Annotated in this window: 11 protein-coding genes; 6 read left to right on the forward strand and 5 right to left on the reverse strand. The window is 39.4% G+C overall.

What is annotated here, in order from left to right:
• Nucleotides 1-411: 411 nt before the first annotated feature.
• A complete protein-coding gene (locus tag MKS91_RS00700) occupies nucleotides 412-4,416 on the reverse strand; it encodes a DEAD/DEAH box helicase (RefSeq protein WP_258568928.1) in 4,005 nt (1,334 codons plus the stop codon).
• 801 nt (nucleotides 4,417-5,217) lie between these two features.
• Here MKS91_RS00700 and MKS91_RS00705 point away from each other — a divergent pair.
• Nucleotides 5,218-5,520 (forward strand): hypothetical protein, encoded by a 303-nt coding sequence (locus tag MKS91_RS00705; protein ID WP_258568929.1) that lies wholly within the window; start codon nucleotides 5,218-5,220, stop codon nucleotides 5,518-5,520.
• Here the strand turns inward: MKS91_RS00705 and MKS91_RS05280 are convergent.
• Both MKS91_RS05280 and MKS91_RS00715 read right to left on the reverse strand, forming a co-directional pair.
• Nucleotides 5,511-5,666, reverse strand: coding sequence for a DUF2256 domain-containing protein (locus tag MKS91_RS05280; protein ID WP_258568930.1), 156 nt, complete (start codon nucleotides 5,664-5,666; stop codon nucleotides 5,511-5,513). The two genes, MKS91_RS00705 and MKS91_RS05280, sit on opposite strands and share 10 nt — an antisense overlap.
• Nucleotides 5,663-7,192: a cryptochrome/photolyase family protein gene (locus tag MKS91_RS00715; RefSeq protein WP_258568931.1), complete on the reverse strand. Its 1,530-nt coding sequence runs from the start codon at nucleotides 7,190-7,192 to the stop codon at nucleotides 5,663-5,665. The genes MKS91_RS05280 and MKS91_RS00715 overlap by 4 nt, the downstream gene beginning before the upstream one ends.
• Before the next feature lie 828 nt (nucleotides 7,193-8,020).
• On the opposite strand from MKS91_RS00715, the gene MKS91_RS00720 reads away from it, so the two are divergent.
• The 3 genes from MKS91_RS00720 (at nucleotide 8,021) to MKS91_RS00730 (ending at nucleotide 10,921) form a co-directional block, all read left to right on the forward strand.
• Nucleotides 8,021-9,481, forward strand: a complete 1,461-nt coding sequence (locus MKS91_RS00720) for a hypothetical protein (protein ID WP_258568932.1) — start codon at nucleotides 8,021-8,023, stop codon at nucleotides 9,479-9,481.
• Between the two features lie 357 nt (nucleotides 9,482-9,838).
• Nucleotides 9,839-10,270 (forward strand): leucine-rich repeat domain-containing protein, encoded by a 432-nt coding sequence (locus tag MKS91_RS00725; protein ID WP_258568933.1) that lies wholly within the window; start codon nucleotides 9,839-9,841, stop codon nucleotides 10,268-10,270.
• 285 nt (nucleotides 10,271-10,555) lie between these two features.
• Complete coding sequence (locus MKS91_RS00730; RefSeq protein ID WP_258568934.1) at nucleotides 10,556-10,921, forward strand: hypothetical protein; 366 nt, start codon at nucleotides 10,556-10,558, stop codon at nucleotides 10,919-10,921.
• Here MKS91_RS00730 and MKS91_RS00735 read toward each other — a convergent pair.
• Entirely contained in the window at nucleotides 10,902-13,982 is a 3,081-nt protein-coding gene (locus MKS91_RS00735) for an ankyrin repeat domain-containing protein (RefSeq protein WP_258568935.1), read from the reverse strand. The genes MKS91_RS00730 and MKS91_RS00735 overlap by 20 nt on opposite strands.
• A 315-nt stretch (nucleotides 13,983-14,297) precedes the next feature.
• On the opposite strand from MKS91_RS00735, the gene MKS91_RS00740 reads away from it, so the two are divergent.
• A complete protein-coding gene (locus tag MKS91_RS00740; RefSeq protein ID WP_258568936.1) occupies nucleotides 14,298-14,933 on the forward strand; it encodes a YqiJ family protein in 636 nt (211 codons plus the stop codon).
• An 80-nt stretch (nucleotides 14,934-15,013) separates the two neighbouring features.
• The gene (locus MKS91_RS00745) at nucleotides 15,014-16,636 is read left to right on the forward strand and encodes a flotillin family protein (RefSeq protein WP_258569130.1); all 1,623 of its coding nucleotides are present in this window, start codon (nucleotides 15,014-15,016) and stop codon (nucleotides 16,634-16,636) included.
• Here MKS91_RS00745 and MKS91_RS00750 read toward each other — a convergent pair.
• Nucleotides 16,633-17,481 (reverse strand): TraB/GumN family protein, encoded by an 849-nt coding sequence (locus MKS91_RS00750; protein WP_258568937.1) that lies wholly within the window; start codon nucleotides 17,479-17,481, stop codon nucleotides 16,633-16,635. The two genes, MKS91_RS00745 and MKS91_RS00750, sit on opposite strands and share 4 nt — an antisense overlap.
• Between the last annotated feature and the right edge of the window lie 17 nt (nucleotides 17,482-17,498).

Here is a 17,498-nt window from a genome sequence, read left to right on the forward strand (position 1 = left end):
TTTTTTTGTTTGTCAGATTATTGTCATCGTAAGCATGGCATGCATGAAAAATTACTCCTCAAAAGGACACAAGCAGTACCAACAAATGGGGTAAATAATACCAAAAACGTAACCTAATTATGAAACCTAAGGAAAACATCACTTAAAATAACAATGTATTTGCTGTCAAAAACACCTGACATTTCCTCAGGTGTTCCATGACACACAACAGAGGGTTTTTCTGGAAATTGGTGCCTTTTCACCGCTAAGGGTTCCTGATACTCTGGATGACTTACAATGAAATGCCCTGGAGAATGTTAGCGGCTGAATATCCGTCTATTATCCTCCAGGGTAACCTAGGGCTGTTATCTACACCAGATATAATTGTATGCTGAGGCTACTTCTATCACTTCAAATAGTCTTTCCATGCGACTAAAGAGAATTTGATACCTCTATAGTATCTGCGTCTACTTCAGCGGCAGCACCTCCGCCAGATCGTGAGAATAAACTCATGTCGCTTGATTGAAAGTATAACCCCTCTACCTCATCTCCATCATAGTGTTTTTCTTTCACGTAGCGCCATAATTGACTGTCGCCCACCTTTGGTAGCAGTGCCGGTGCATCAGCCAAACAAACTGTACTTGAAGAAGGAATAGCTGTTACTGCATCCAACTCTTCTGCTGCTTCTGCAAATGCATGAGCAGCTGGGGTAAAGAGGCCTGCTGTTTCGTACTGCCTTAAATGACCTTTCAACCGCTTCCTCAAGGAGTCTTCAACATCAGGATTGACTCTTTTTTTACCGACAGACGCTGATTTGGCTACAACAGGTTTTAACGGCAATACAAGTTTACTGGTATCCACAGCAACAGTGCCAACTTTTAAAGCTCGGCTATTTTCATGCTGCTCTAGCTCTGCTTGGATCGCTACATTCCCTACCTGCTTTGCATAAAATAGCGCCGTTTTTCCACTCGAGTCTAGCTGCTCGCTATCTTTCTCAACACGGAATAACGAATATTTCACTAACTCAACATGGTCTCCACTCTCAGAGGCAATATAATGCAGTACTGTTTTCTTATCAGAAAGTTGAGCGATTTGCTGGCATAGCTTTATCATACCTTGTCTATAATAGCCTACACCTAGGTATAACTGATGAATCAACGTGTATATAAAACTTTTTCCATTAAGTTTTGCTGTTACTTTATAGCCGTTAGCAAGTAGCATCGCAACCATATCTAACTTGTTAGCCGCCAGTGCATCAAACAAGAAAGCTGGATCAAGACCCCACTGTTTTCTATCTATCAGATACTTGACACTTGCTATGTTATTTTCACTGAGATACCCTTCTTCCACCCCAGGTGATGAAACTTTTATAGAAATCTCAATACCTTGCGCCTTATGCCATTCCTCTAAATTTATCTTATACAGTAATCCACATTGGTGTAATAACTCCAGACCATCCTTTGCGCCATTCACAGAAAACTTCTGAGCCACTTTACCAACATAGATTGCACGATCAATAAGTGAGCGCTCCAAATACCGTCCTTCCTCTAAAATACCGGATCTTTTCAGCAGATTTGAAAAAGCCTTTCTATTCAAGGGAACGTTATACAGCAGTCTTAAATACTTATCTAATCGTGCATCAGATCGAGGATAAGAGAGCAAGCGCTCTACTATCGTCACTGAATCAAAGATCTGAGTTGTTAAGCCTGGTTGCAATGATTCAGCCATATCTAAGGATACAAGAATATCATCCTGATTTTCTAACAACCAACCTCCCCTCCAGTACCATGGTACACCAGCAGATTTTTGCTTAGCGGCACACAGTGCTAAGTCTTCACGCCCATGCGAATAAACCCATTTAATGACTGAAGGATAATGCTGTTTAACATTATATGCCTTGGTGTTGAGTAGACATTGACAATAGTCCTTCCAAAAATGCGAAGATATCGGAATAATCCCTACCAACAAAAACATTAAATTAACGGCGCTTTTACGATGAAGCGCTGACTGATTACCCCGTATGGCCTTTACTATTTGATCAATATATGGCAGGTCCTGATCAAGGGTGTCAAGTTTGATGCTTTTTAAAATAGTATCGATAGTTCGCTGAAGTAAGCTTTGAGTAATAAGGTTATCTACCAACCACTGCGTGATCGTTTCGCCATCATGCGCCAAAATAGCCTCTAGAAATAGTTTTTCCTGCCGCTCCCTTTCTACAACCGCTGCTGCCTTTGTTGCTGAAGCTTCTGCAATTTCCTCAATCGTTTTTTGACTTAAGGATTGGTATATCTGTTTGAATTGTTGAACAACGCTTACCCCATCCTCCACATGACCAGCGCTATGTTCTGGCATGAGTGTTTTTAAAGACTGTAGTAATGCTGATAAATTTAATGTCGTTTTCCTATCACGCGCATTTCTAGCACGCTTTGCCTGTGGTGCTGACGTACTACTGCCCACTGCTGCTCCAGATAATAGTGTGCGTGCTTGTTGTAACTTTTTCCCCAGCGCCTGATAAGATTTTGACCCGGCTTTTTCTTTCTTTCGATCCCCGTCTGGTCCATCAAGCCTTCGTTGAGCAGCCATTGGTTGTTTTCCTTTAGCTTTTGATGGTGTTATCTCGGCAGGACCTGCTTCACAAACAACCAACTTTTTCTTTTTTGATTTTTGTCTAAAAGGTGATAATGATTTTGTCAAACGCGCTAATAACTTCTCAGCCACGTCTGCCATGGTTTCATAAACTGAGGCATTACTTAAATCCACGCTTTCTAATGATTCCAGCATATGCAGAATTTTATCTTCTTCTGATATGTTTTTTTGAGACGATAAAGAATATGGCGCCCTTTGAACATGCGCCGGAAATTTAGCTGGTCCGTGATCTTCTTCTGCTTGATAACCCGCCTCAACACCAATGGTTAATGTATCACTGATTTTACCATCAAACTCTGCAATCTTGGCCATTGTTTTCTGCTGCTCTGAAAAGAATATCATTTCTACTAGATTGGCAATCTTCTTGCCAGGAAATAAACGTGTCACCCGGCCTGCTCGCTGAATAACTGCTCGCTCTGAAGCAGAAGGGAATGCGATGACAGTTTCTAAGAAGGGTAAATCTAATCCTGCAACCACTGATCTAACCCCAACCATCACCAACGACTCACCCTTGGAAAAACCCTTTAAGCATCTGTCTTTTTCCGCTGCTGAAACTTTAGAATGATACGCAAAAGCAAACTGCTTCACCCTATCTGGAATCATCGGATGCTTTGACCACTGACTTTCCTCTGAAGCATAGTGTTCATTCAGCACTGCGACCAAACGATTGGCATGCTCAATACCTGAAGCAACCACCAAGGTTGGCCTACCCATAAAATGACTACCATATTGATTTTTACCCGTTGCAATCAAATGCGCTACTAAATGATGAAAATCATCCTGATTCAGTGCTAACTGTAATTGTGACTCTACGAAGTCATCACCCCGCATATGAGGAATTTTCTTTTTTGTTCGTGGCGCCGCTACATAACACTCGGTTATACATAATGGCGAAAGAAGCTTCGCTTCAATTGCATCAGATAACGAGATTCTGGGTAGTGCATGCGCAACAAGATCTAGCTTTGTAGATTCTGATTCAATATTTAAGCTAGTACCACAACGATACTTCGCTGTTGCACTCACAGCAAGAATTGCTGCGATATTGATATGAGAAACCAACTCTCTTACAAAGCTCTCTCTAAAAATTAAATCTGCTTCGTCAAAGATACACATTAATTGATGGTCTTTTGCCCACGTTGAGACATAGCAGTGCTTTTGTTTTTGATTTGAAAATGAGGCTAAAGACTGTTGGCACGACAGTAAGATATCTGGCGAAGTAGCTGGTGAGTAAGCCTTTTTTGCCGCTTGATTAATATCTTGTATAACCACTGGCTCTAAACCAAGCAACTCTGAGTATGCTGACATTCTGCTTTCCCAACCCATCAGGGCCTGAGACTTTAATTCGATCGTTGGCACAACAACCAAACCTCTAAAATGCTTAGCAACAGCAGACTTTCCAGCTGCTGCGCCGCCACTACTTGATAAGAAGCTTAATGCAGTCGCGGCATCAACTTCCTCATCAATATTGTCCTTAGCTACCAATAAAAATAGCATTAGCATAAACGTATGGGTTTTCCCACTACCTGTTGCCATGTCTAAAATTGCTACTGACAATTCCTCTGGTTTCTTAGATATTGCTTCTAAAAATGCCACAAGCTGTGCTAACTGTTGGGAGCGATTATACAAAAAGCCATCACCTGCTTTTAAAAGCTTAGTTAAGCGTGATTTAAACCCCAGAAATTTATTTGGTGTTTCAAAACTATGCAGCCGCGTTAATAACTCGATATAGCACTGCCTTCTAGCTATTTCTTGTTCTACTACCGACCACTCTGGTTTTTTTACTTCTTGCATCGCCATCCCCTATATGACAAAAAATTTAATATTATAAGACATCATCTAAGATCCTAGAGGGTTAGTCAAGACTTGAGCTTACCCCATTTCAAAGGAAAGTCTTTACTAACCTTTACGATAGCGCCAACATCCAATATACTTGCCTTTCATCAGCAAGGTGCTAAAATATATGGAACAATCACTGGAAAATATAATGATGAAAAAACTTTGTCTCATATGCATATCATGTGCAGCCATTGCTCAAACAGCTACTGATGAGAATGATGATATCAGAGTAAGGAATCAGATAATCATAAAAAACGAAAGCTTATCAAATGACTTAGTCCTCACTGAAACTGGCATATTTGGATGGGTTTACCTTTTAGATATCATACCCAGAGCGTCCAACGCAAAAATCACCACCAGTACTTTAATCAGTGGCCGAGACTCCAGCAAGACCACACACTATGAACTAAAATGGACCCATAAAAAACACCGGTATATACCCATCTCCATTACTCATTATGTTAAAAATGGTGAACTGTTTAAATCTCGCTGTCATATAAACTCTTACTATGGATCGTGTAAGGCAACATCTCATCATTCAAATGCCTCTTTTGAATTTAACCTTAATAAATAATTCCTTTACAATTTAGCAGAATATTGCTACGAATAAATTTAGGAAAATTTAGGATGTTAAAAATGAATAAAACTTTCAATACTGTCGCGCTCCTGGCCCTCTGTACTGCAGCCAGAGCCGATTTCAGAACATTTAATTAAATAAATATCAAAAACTTAATAGACAGAAAAGATGTTGTCCTGGTGACAGAGGGTATCTTGGGATGGGAATATTTTAATACCATTATCCCTTATAACTCAAGTATTCAAATAGATAAAGAACTCGTAACATCTCTAGCTCATAAAAAGTTTACGATCAACTACAGACTAAAGTGGGCTGGTCCAAATACCATAGAATCAACACCGCTTGAAATCGTTATCTGGGTTAAAAAAGATCTCGTGAGTCGAATGTCCTGTAAAATTGATGCAGCCTATGGCTATTGCAGTACCCGATCAGATGCTTCTGGAGCACAATTTGATGTGGTTCTTCAAAAGCATCAGTCATGACTCCAGAGCTGAGTTGATGCTTTTTTTGCACAGCGCTTTGAACAGTATTTAATGTTCTCCCAATCCCTTTGCCACTTTTTCCTCCAGGTAAAGGGGCGCTGGCATACGGGACAAATTTTTTGAGGCAACTCACTTTTCTTTCTCACGCTAACTCCTCCAGAAAGCGTTGACTGTCCTCTTGAATCATTGCCTTCTTTTCATCCGCCATTCGATCATAAGTGCGGTACATCATACCAACTCGATGATTACTAGATAGCTTGTCACGATTCCTTGCTAAAAAGTCCCAATACAAATAATTAAATGGACACGCTTCCTCACCATTTTTCTTAGCCGGACTGTATTGGCAGCCTTTGCAGTAATTAGACATTTTGTTAATATAACTCCCACCTGCAGCATACGGCTTACTGGCTAAGTAACCACCATCTGCAAACAATATCATCCCTGATACATTGGGTAACTCGACCCATTCATACGCATCAGCATAGACAATATGATACCATTCATTCACCTCGTCTGGTGATAAACCCGCAATGAGTGCGAAATTACCCAGTACCATTAAACGCTGAATATGGTGTGCATAAGCGTGCTGTTTTGTTTCAGTCACACATTGCTTTAAACAATTCATTTTTGTATCTGCTGTCCAATAAAAGCTGGGTAACGGTCGCTTCGCTTGTAAAAAGTTTTCTTGCTTATACCCTGGCATTTTCAACCAATAAATACCGCGAACATACTCACGCCAACCCAATATTTGCCTAACAAAGCCTTCAACAGCATTCAATGGTGCATGATGATGCTGATAGGCCTCTTCAGCAGCCTCAATACACTCTAATGGATTCAGTAAGCCACAATTAAGATAAAAACTGATATGGGCATGATACATCCAAGGCTCACCTTCAACCATGGCATCTTGAAAATCACCAAAAGACATCAAGCGCTCTTGGATGAATTTTGTTAATACCGCTAATGCTTGCTTCCTAGTCACTGCAAAATAAAACGGCTGTATATCACCAAAATGATCTGAAAACCGATGCTCGACCAATTGAATAACCTCTTTTGTAATCGCATCTATATTACCATGATATGGCTTGGGTATATTCAGACCTTCTTTGGGCGGTTTTCGATTCTCCGCATCATAATTCCATTTACCCCCAACAGGATCTTCACCGTTCATTAATATACCGTACTGCTTACGCATTTCTCGATAAAAATATTCCATTCTTAATTGCTTTCTACCTTTAGCCCATTGTGTAAATTCATCACGAGAGCATAAGAAACGATTATCGTCTATTTGTTCAATTGGTACACCTAAAACCTTTTCCCACACTTCAACCATTTGCTGCTGCACGTAGTCACTTGGCTGCATGATCCGAACTGCTTGAATGTCGTGCACCTGGAGAAGCTTCTGAATATGTTTTAGATAAGACCCTAAATGATCTTGATCATCGAGCTTGATATAATGCAAAGAATACCCTGAGTCAATCAGACTTTCACCAAAATGCCGCATAGCAGATAGTAAGAATACCAGCTTTTTTTGATGATGTTTGACATACGACAACTCTTCTAATGACTCGCACATCAGAACCAAATCCGTATCCTTATTGACAGTTTGCAATGCTGAATTATTTAGAGACAGCTGATCCCATAAAACAACACACAACGTTTTTTTTACCATAGTTCTCCCCAGAATACCTTTAGAGCATAATAAACTATCTTTGCACCAATATACAATTTTATAAAATAAGCATTCTCTATCTTCAAAAACTATGGCGCTAAAGAGGACACATTCTAGAGATTCATGCAACAATTAAAAGACACCATAAAGAGAGACAATAGCTTATGTATGACCACTTTATCATGACGCCTAACACCCCTTAGCCTCACCTCAACACTACCCCCCCTAAGAGAACATCTGAATACAATATTCCGAACAATACATTGAGTCAGGGCCCTACTCTTTAAATAAATCACCACTCAAGACAATGCTTATAGACTGGTCACAAGCGTAAATATGCTTGAATGAGTATCAGCTGATAATAGTTCATCATACTGCTATGGTTAATGGCTGAGCAAACCCTGTAGTTCTATCAGCACTACAATTTGTATTATTAGAGTAAAATTAGTGTAGTTACTGCCCTACCATACCGCTAAGAAAAAAACATCCGTAAGCCCCATATTCCAACCAAACTTATCAAATATCAACATTTATCATGATCTGCATGATCAGCTTCTTTGTACTACTGAGAGGATTGCGTCACACGCTAATCGAGCTATAAACCTTCATGCTTCCACTGATAATAATGAAACACTTTAGGGGCTTGACTTTACATCAGAGTAAAGTATTGGCATAATATCAAAAAATAATTTCTTTATAAGCTTTATGTATATCACTGAAAAATTGATAAAAAACATGATCACACGAAAGTATTTTTATCCTTGTGTCTTAGAATGGTAGTAGCCATCCCCTACCGCTTAAAAAATAGTATTTACTGGAGAATAGAAAATGAAACGAACTGCAGAGCATAGACAAGAAACAATCAAAAAACTTAAGTTAGATACCACCTGGGTAGGACTAAACAAGAGTATATTAGATCTTGGCTTCACACAGGCACAAGCTGATAAGATAATCCTCCGAAGATCTTCGGGGAATACTATCACTGCAGTATTAAAGCATACGACAAGGCTGGTCTCACTGGGTTATAGTACAGCTGATATAACTAGAATAGCTGCGCACAATGGGGGCTCTAAGAATCTTGAGGCAGTAAATCTGAAACATACAGAACTGATATCTCTTGGCTTTAATGCAATACAGATTGTGAGCATGGTATCACACGGTGGTGGCTCTAAAAACCTTCAGGCTGTCACTGATAATAACGAAGCACTGAAGGATCTTAGCTTTACAGCAAAGCAGATTGTGAGCATAGTATCACACGATGGTGGCTCTAAAAACCTTCAGGCTGTCACTGAGAATAACGAAGCACTCAAGGATCTTGGCTTTAATGCAGTGCAGGTTGTGAGGATGGTATCACACAAAGGTGGCTCTAAAAATCTTCAGGCTGTCACTGAGAATCACGAAGCCCTCCTAAATCTTAGCTTTACAGCAGAGCAGATTGTGAGGATGGCATCACACAAAGGTGGATCTAAAAATCTTCAGGCTGTCACTGAGAATCACGAAGCCCTCCTAAATCTTAGCTTTACAGCAGAGCAGATTGTGAGCATGGTATCACACGGTGGTGGCTCTAAAAATCTTCAGGTTGTCACTGATAATAATGAAGCCCTGAAGGATCTTGGCTTTAATGCAGTGCAGGTTGTGAGGATGGTATCACACAAAGGTGGCTCTAAAAATCTTCAGGCTGTCACTGAGAATAACGAAGCACTGAAGGGTCTTGGCTTTACAGCAGTGCAGGTTGTGAGGATGGTATCACACAGTGGTGGCTCGAAAAATCTTCAGGCTGTCACTGATAATAACGAAGCACTGAAGGGTCTTGGCTTTACAGCAAAGCAGATTGTGAGGATGGTATCACACGATGGTGGCTCTAAAAATCTTCAGGCTATCACTGATAATAACGAAGCCCTCCTAAATCTTGGCTTTACAGCAGCGCAGATTGTGAGCATGGTATCACACATTGGTGGCTCTAAAAATCTTCAGGCTGTCACTGATAATAATGAAGCCCTGAAGGGTCTTGGCTTTAATACAATACAGATTGTGAGCATGGTATCACACGATGGTGGCTCTAAAAATCTTCAGGCTGTCACTGCAGGATACGAGAAACTATCAAAAGTTTGGTCACATGTGCTTATTTCTAGCCTTGTATCTCAAAATGGCGGTAGTAAACGTATATACCAGCAGTTAAAGTCACTTGATGCTGCACATACTTTGGTTGCTTTATGGCCAGAAATAGACGCAGATATTATAGGTGATTTAGAGTTTCAGTCTAGTAGCAGTTCTCTAGGCCTGAATTAAAATAGTATTTACTGAGAGAGTCAAAATTCAAGGCTTTTCTGATGATGCTTAATATAGGTCAGTGCTTCTAGTGATTCGTACTTCAAGTACAATATCTCTAATCTCATTTTATTGCTTACAGTACTGAATTAGCTAATGTTAGCTGATCCCATAAAACAACACACAACGTTTTTTACCATAGTTCTCCCCACACTACCCCTGAGCATAATAAACGATCTTAGTAGCAATATACAATTTGAAGCATCCTCTATCCTTGAAAAATATGGCACAAAATTAGTCATTTATATTGACACATGAGAGAACGTTCTATATATTTAAACGATTATTTAAATACCCTATAGATAAGGATAACTACACATGTACAATTCCCTCGTAATTACTCCTAATACCGATTACCAATCCTATAGAGGAAATCCTGAGATAAGATCTATTGAAATCATGCCTGGATCCAATGTTCCTCCCTATGCATTTAGTCAGTGTACATCTCTTGATAAAATAACCATTCATGACAATGTAATCGTCAAGAATTGCGCTTTTTTTAATTGCACCAACATCAAAACTATCAATATCAAAAATAATGTCACACTTGGTGTTTCAAGTTTTCAAAATAGCACTGCAATAACAACCTTACGATTAGGAGATAACTGTATCACCAAAAGTAGCGCTTTTTCTCACTCAGGCCTTCAGGAATTACGAGCAGGAAAATCTTGTGATTTTGGGCATATGTCTTTTTTCTCCTGTCTTAACCTTTTGTCCGTAAAATTAAGCTCTCACACCATCATTGGCTAGAAGGCTTTTGCAACAAAGCAACCCAAAGATACGTGCAGAGAATTATATATACCGCCTTTCTGTCAAGTTGCTCAGCTAGCCTTTCATCGTTTTAATGCATACTCTATTGCTATTGATAACAATACCACCATTACACATTCATCATTAACTCAAACCCACGTATACAAGATGCATATAGGCGACAATGTTCTGACGCCTATTACAAACGGCGAAAGTACCTTTGAATCACTGGATCACCTGAAAATAATTTGTCTTCCAGCTATTTTTAATAGCTTGGAGAAGACTATGATAACTTCAGTACGACGGCGTTGTACTGTTACTGTAAAATCACTGTTTTTTATGCCCCGCTATACCCCTAAGAAACAACTTATCAGTATATTACACATACCAACTCTACTTAAAAATAAAATATTAAAATTTATCATTCTTTGCATTAACCATGGATTTACACAACGAGTCTCCTTTCCTCCTGAGCTATCAGGCATTATACTTAGCTTTATTGCTGATAAATATACTGATCAACAGCAAGTCACACTTGCTTATGGCCTACCAGATAAAGTAGATTTTGTGAATAAACACCATGCTGCTGTTCAACCAAGCATTGATACAATAAGCCGCTTTGTCGATCAATTTAATCAGCTAAAGATCTAACAGACTCTGATATTCTTGGCTGAATTGCTAACCGTTTGTGACCCCTAAAAAAGGGTAAAATAGCTTCGTGTGGTTTGTTGTTTTCTATAGCCATAGCGCCATCGCCTAAATCTTTACTAGCCTCTATAGATGGAGCACCATATTGCTCTTTAAATACTGAAATTTCCACCAATGGTTGACGCTTATGGGCATTTTTAAGCAATACTAACATGCCATCACGTATTTTAGATCTTGCCTGCTTTATCTCATCAAATACAGTATTTCCTCGACGGTTTAATTCACCCAACATACCTTGATGGTATTTAGGGTGCCTTAAAACATGCCTCAATAACACTTCTTGCTCATAATATACCGCATGAAATATCAAGCAAACCAAATCCTTTTGATGAATATTTACAGCTTTCGTTTCAAATAGGTCTTTTAACAGACTCTGCCTATCTTGGCAAGACGAATAAGATACACAAACCAATGCCAATGCTTTAGAATCATTGCCATAATCTAATTTCAATTGATCTGTCATGGTTTTGCCATGATCTGAAGCCACGCATAAAATCCTTACTAAATAAGAATAAGCTTGATATTCATATAACCGTTTAGCCAACAGTTTTAATGTATTTATACTCCCTTCACGAACCATCCTTGTCAAATCATTATTATCCATACTGCGCAGCAATATGTGTAAACAGCCACCTCGATTGCCTTCGACTGCAAAGGTTATAGCTGTTTCACCATTAACAGTCTTCAAGAAGATATCAGCGCCATTTTTCAGCAGCAAATCTAGCATCCTAGTTTTTGACAAGTGTACAGCATACATCAATGCTGTTCGTCCTAAACAATCTCGCTGATGAATATCAGCTTCTATCTTTATTAAGTCCTCAACCAGTGCAAATTGATTGCTTGCGACAGCTTTCATCAATACCGTCTCACCTTGACGACTCACTATTCTACTTAATATTGGTAATATTAGATTTTGAGATGCTTTATCTTCATAGCGATAAACTACGTTACTAAGGGCTATCATCAACGGAAATAACATGCCCCTCTGAGTAATCATACACTCGACCAACCTGAATAATTGGTCAACAACAAATATCTCAAAAATATCTAGATACTTGATGAATTTATTACTCATAACGGCATCCTCAAACAATAGGCCCAGTACTTTATCTTGAGTATCCTCTTTTGAGTTGATGATAATCTGAGCCAAGTCTTCTGGCGAAAAAATAGCCATCCGATCTCTTATACTTTGAAAGTCTATAGCACGTACCAATAGATCAAGCAATGTCATTCCTTTCTGCACAAAAGGAGTGGCACCTTCACTAATTAATCGTCCGTAACAACGCCAATTCCTATGATCATACGCTAAATCCAAAGCAGTTTCACCACAGGCATTCTCAGCATGCACATCAGCCCCATAAACTAGCAAAGATTCCATACAATGGAAATGGCTATCCTCTACAGCCAACATCAAAAAACTAGACTTATCAACTGTTAGGGTATTGACACTCAAGCCCATCTGCAATAGAAAATCTAATGCCACACTATTGCCTGATTTTAGAGCAATAAACCCAAGCGCTGTCATATCTACCCTACCTTGAAACTTTGATCTTGCATCATCCATGAGACATTTAATCACATCAAGGCACCTATTATGTCTAACTGCTAACCCTAGAGGCTTTAAACCCTCTTGAGAGGTCGTTTGTGTACTTTCTCCTAACTCAAGAAGTAAACTTACAACATCAGGCCTGTCATTCAATGCTGCCCTTTGCATCAAACCAATACCATCCACTGAATCAATAGTTTTATGCGCCTCTATTAATGCATCATAATCTCCTGCTTGGATCAGTGTTGTAACCACAAACGGGATTGCCAACATTCTACGGATGAATCTAGCATCATTCCGTAACACTGGTGCGATCTTTAAGGCAATGGATGGATCGTTAGCAATGCATGCCAACATAAATTCAGCATCAGAAGTCAAGACTGATGAAACAAAATCCCATTTAACCAAGCTTTGATGCTTCGGCTTTATACTTACTTTTGTTTTATCCACCAATAGGCCATGCTCTATCGTAGAAAAGGATGATAAAATCTTTTGATCGATGCAAAACTGCTCTCTTCTGCTAGCCCCTGGCCAATGGAACAACTCATAAACAACCTGTGGGTTCATGATATGACAACATGACTCACGACTATTGGTAGGATATGCTACTGACAATGGCACAGCACATGGGAATGCACCTAATGGCAGAAAGTGCTGTTGCCCCAACTTTCTCACTGAAGATGGCGCACTTATTAAATGGTGTTGCATCACATGAAACATCTCAATCATGTAGATCAACCCGGATGCAGGAGAATGGTGTACCTTAGCGAATTGATGCCTAGACAATACTTGTGGACTATTGCCTTCCTGAATAGACAAACTGCCCTCTAAGACAAACTGGTTTTGCAAATGAGCCAAAACCTTTAATTGACTATAAAAAATCTTACTAGCCTCAGCTACTGAACCATACTGAGAGATAAGCTCTCTTAATATCAATGTTAAGCCATAACACACCCCATCAGCATTTATATATAATTCTTCACGCCTGCCTGTATTTAGATACGCTGCAACCAGATGGAATAGGTCTTGTTGAGGAACCACTTCAACAACTTGTTCTACCTCACTGGCTTGATTCGGACTGATCTTCATAGAGTTTGATAACACCCCAAACCATAATGGCAATGCTCCTGAAACAGAGCATCCAAATTGCTCTTCAACAGTCTCTTCTGAACTATAATATAATATGATGCGGACTACCTCTTCTAACGTTATTCCACTAGAACTTAATAAAAAACGTGACTCATTTGGATCATAGAAAGCGTAATTGTCCCTTTGTCTTATGATCAGCATTCCATGAGTTAGGCTTAACACCTGACAGATATCTCCCTCACTTAATGACCTGAGTACTGCACGTAACGATTCCTCATTAAATATTCCACGAATTGGCTTAAAGTGCTCATTTAGTGCAGCACAATAAGTATCAAGCCTCTTCTTTAAGTATTTTTCTTCTGTCATCATATATTATTCTATTTTTCTTAAATTATACCTTATTTTTCAATAATCTGCAAGGATTCTCTTAGAGTTTAACAGTGAACAGGTTAAAACGATAAAAACTTTATAAAAGATTTGCTTATATGACTGTATAACAAAATCTGGAGTCACTTCATGGTTGCTGAAACAATGGTAGCAACATCCCAATTCAATGCCGATTGGCATTAAGATATCTGTTGGCCTAAAGCCAACACAAACCTTAAAATCAAAATATGATGTTTTTCTTGCCTACACTTTTTAGACTTATTATAATGAATATAAGATCATTAGTTAATAAATACAATGCTTATACAATTGTTACTATCCCCTAACAATTTCTGCTTTTTAGTGGCAATCTACTTTGCCGTTGCATTGTGTGCATTAGAATGCCTCAGTGCCTTATTCGGTTTTTTACTGTCGTCTGCTATTGATCTATGCACACCAACTATTGATAAAGATTTTGGCAGCTTCACCCATATGGACTTCCTGGCTAATTTATTATTTTTTGGCAAAGTCCCGTTTTTAATTGTACTTCTCATCACAACCACACTGTATGGACTCTCTGGGCTTTTAATTCAGTATTTCTATCTCCTAGAGTTCACAACGTTACTAGCAGGATGGCAAGCGAGCATTCCTGCTATCATGATTGCTATGATGCTCTCGCATATACTTTTAAAATACATTCATCAATTTGTTGCTATATCAGAAAATCATAGCATCTCACATGAAGAACTGGTGGGTATGTCTGGCACACTGGTTATTGGACATGCTACCCATGCCCTATCTGCTCAAGCAAAAGTGAAAGACAGACACGGAAAAACCCATTATGTCATGGTCCGAACTGAAGATGACATGCTACAACTTGACGCTGGGGATCACTTAATCATTACAGCACATCAACAAAAATTTTATACTGCCAACATTCAACATCGAGACTAAAAATGCCTTATCAAGACTTTAATACCCCCGTTAACACATCTCAAACAATTCAGTCAACAAACCCTATTGCTTTGACACAAATGTCCGATGCAACATTAGTCACGGGTGTTTTACTACTCACCATACTCTCTATTGGTTTTATCTTATCTCGTCTATATCATAAAGCACAAAAAGAGCTCTCTTTTGTTCGAACGGGCATGGGAGGCGAGAAGGTTGTGATCAACGGTGGTATTTTGGTTCTACCTATCTTTCATGATGTGATACATGTTAATATGAACACCATCCGACTGCCTGTACACCGATCCAACAATCAAGCCCTGATCACTCAAGATAGAATGCGGGTAGATGTCGTTGCAGAATTTTATGTTAGAGTCCAGCCTACCAAAGAGTCTATTGCCAATGCTGCGCAAACATTAGGGATTCTTACAACAGAACCTGAACAACTGAAAGATCTGGTAGAAGGAAAATTCGTTGATGCACTTCGCTCAGTCGCTTCAGCCATGAGCATGGAAGAGCTTCATGAAAAGCGTGTTGACTTTGTTCAAAAAGTACAAAATGCACTCACTGAAGATCTGCTTAAAAATGGACTGGAACTCGAAACCGTATCCCTAACTGGTTTAGACCAAACCAGCATGCAGTATTTTAACCCCAATAATGCCTTTGATGCCGAGGGCCTTACGCGCTTAACTGAAGAAATCCAATCCCGAAAGAAAAAAAGAAATGACATTGAGCAGGACACTGAGGTTCAAATCAAAACCAAGAACTTAGCTGCTAACAAGCAAAAACTTGCTATTGATCGTGACCAAGAGTATGCCCAGTTTGAATTAGAGCGAGAAATTGAAGTCCGTCGAGCAGAACAACAAGCGCTTATCATTAAAGAGCAAGCTGAAAATGAACGGCTCTCCAAACAAGCCAGCATTGAAAAAGATCAAAAAATAAAACAAGCTGAAATCGAGGCTCAACGGGAAGTAGAACAGTGCAGTATTGAAAGCAGTAAACAACTTGAAATCACCTCTCAAGAAAAAAATATTGCCGTCTCTAAAAAGTCTCAAGAACAATCCATAGCGAAGGCAGAAGCCGACAAAGCATACGCATTGGCTGTTGCTGAAGAAGAAAAGATCCAAACCACTCGTGAACAAGAAATTGCCCAACGTGAAAAATCAGTGCAACTCATTGAAGCTGAGAAAAACGCAGAACAAGAGGCTATCGCAATCAAAATTGCTGCTGAAGCAGAAAAAGCATCAGCCATTAATAAAGGCCATGCCATTAAGGAAATTGCAGAAGCTGAAGCTCATGCGGAGAAAACCCGAGCAGAAGCCAGTCAAATTCGTTATGCTGTCGAAGCTACTGGCCAAACAGCATTAAATGAAGCGGCGAACTTACTCAATGACCAGCAAGTATCCATGAAAGTCAAACTGTCACTCATTGAAAACTTAGAAAGCATGATTCGTGAGAGCGTGAAACCAATGGAAAACATTGATGGCATTAAAATTGTACAAGTATCTGGATTGAATGGTGCAACTGGAACCAGTGACTCAAAAAGCACTGATTCAGGGCTTGCTGACCAAATGGTCAATAGCGCTTTAAAATATCGGGCTCAAGCACCATTACTTGATGCACTGATGAGTGAAGTTGGCTTAAAAGGCGGTGATATCAACGGCTTGATTTCAAGCGTTCAGGAAAACACTGAGGATGGTGCTTAAGCCCCCTCAGCACCCTCCTTAGAAGCAATCCCTTCCTGGTACACTGAAAAACCCTCGAACTGATACCCTTGCGCCTTTAGCTGAGCACAAATACCGTGTTTACCAGATAAATGAGATGCTCCAACTAAAGCAACCCAATGGTTATCCTGGTTTAATAACGTGTTGACATAATGTGCATCACGCTCGGCCATGCAAAGAATATAGCGGTCCTCCTCAGATAACATGAATACATCATTTTCCATATAACGCTTAAAGATAACGCTATTATCAGCTGCTTTTTTACGCCTGTTGATAAGGAATTGAGTATAGGCATTATCAGTAAACCTATCATACAGCATATTAAAGCTTTTCACATGTGCCATAATTGCTTTAAATACCATGACAAATTCTAGCGGAAACATCGTTAAAAATTTATAACTGACAGGTAAATGAATGATTATTTCACCCACAATAATAGAACGATTTAAAAAAGCTCTTTGCACAATCAACGGTTCAAAATGAGATTTAAGACCATTAACATTTTTCGCACAAGCATCTGGGCCCAGGCCAATAAACTCTGGCTCAATTTCTGTTAGCACAACGCCACCATTCTCATCCACACTATTTTGGATAAATTGTGTCATCTGCGCTGACTCACAAGGATTGAGACTTAAATGTGCCGTTCCCAACAGCAGACCAACTGCTTCGCCATCAGCGTTTTTAACCCTGTATCCTGTATCTGTAAAATCTTGGCAACGTTCTTCTACCTTAGAAGATAGTGTTGGCCCCAGAAAATAACCCACTAAAATAAATACTGAAGATATCATAAGAAAGACAGCATAGAGCACCAGCAATATATTCATCATAATTCCCATTATTTTTC

Source organism: Candidatus Synchoanobacter obligatus (genome assembly GCF_024259865.1).
GTDB lineage: Bacteria > Pseudomonadota > Gammaproteobacteria > Comchoanobacterales > Comchoanobacteraceae > Synchoanobacter > Synchoanobacter obligatus.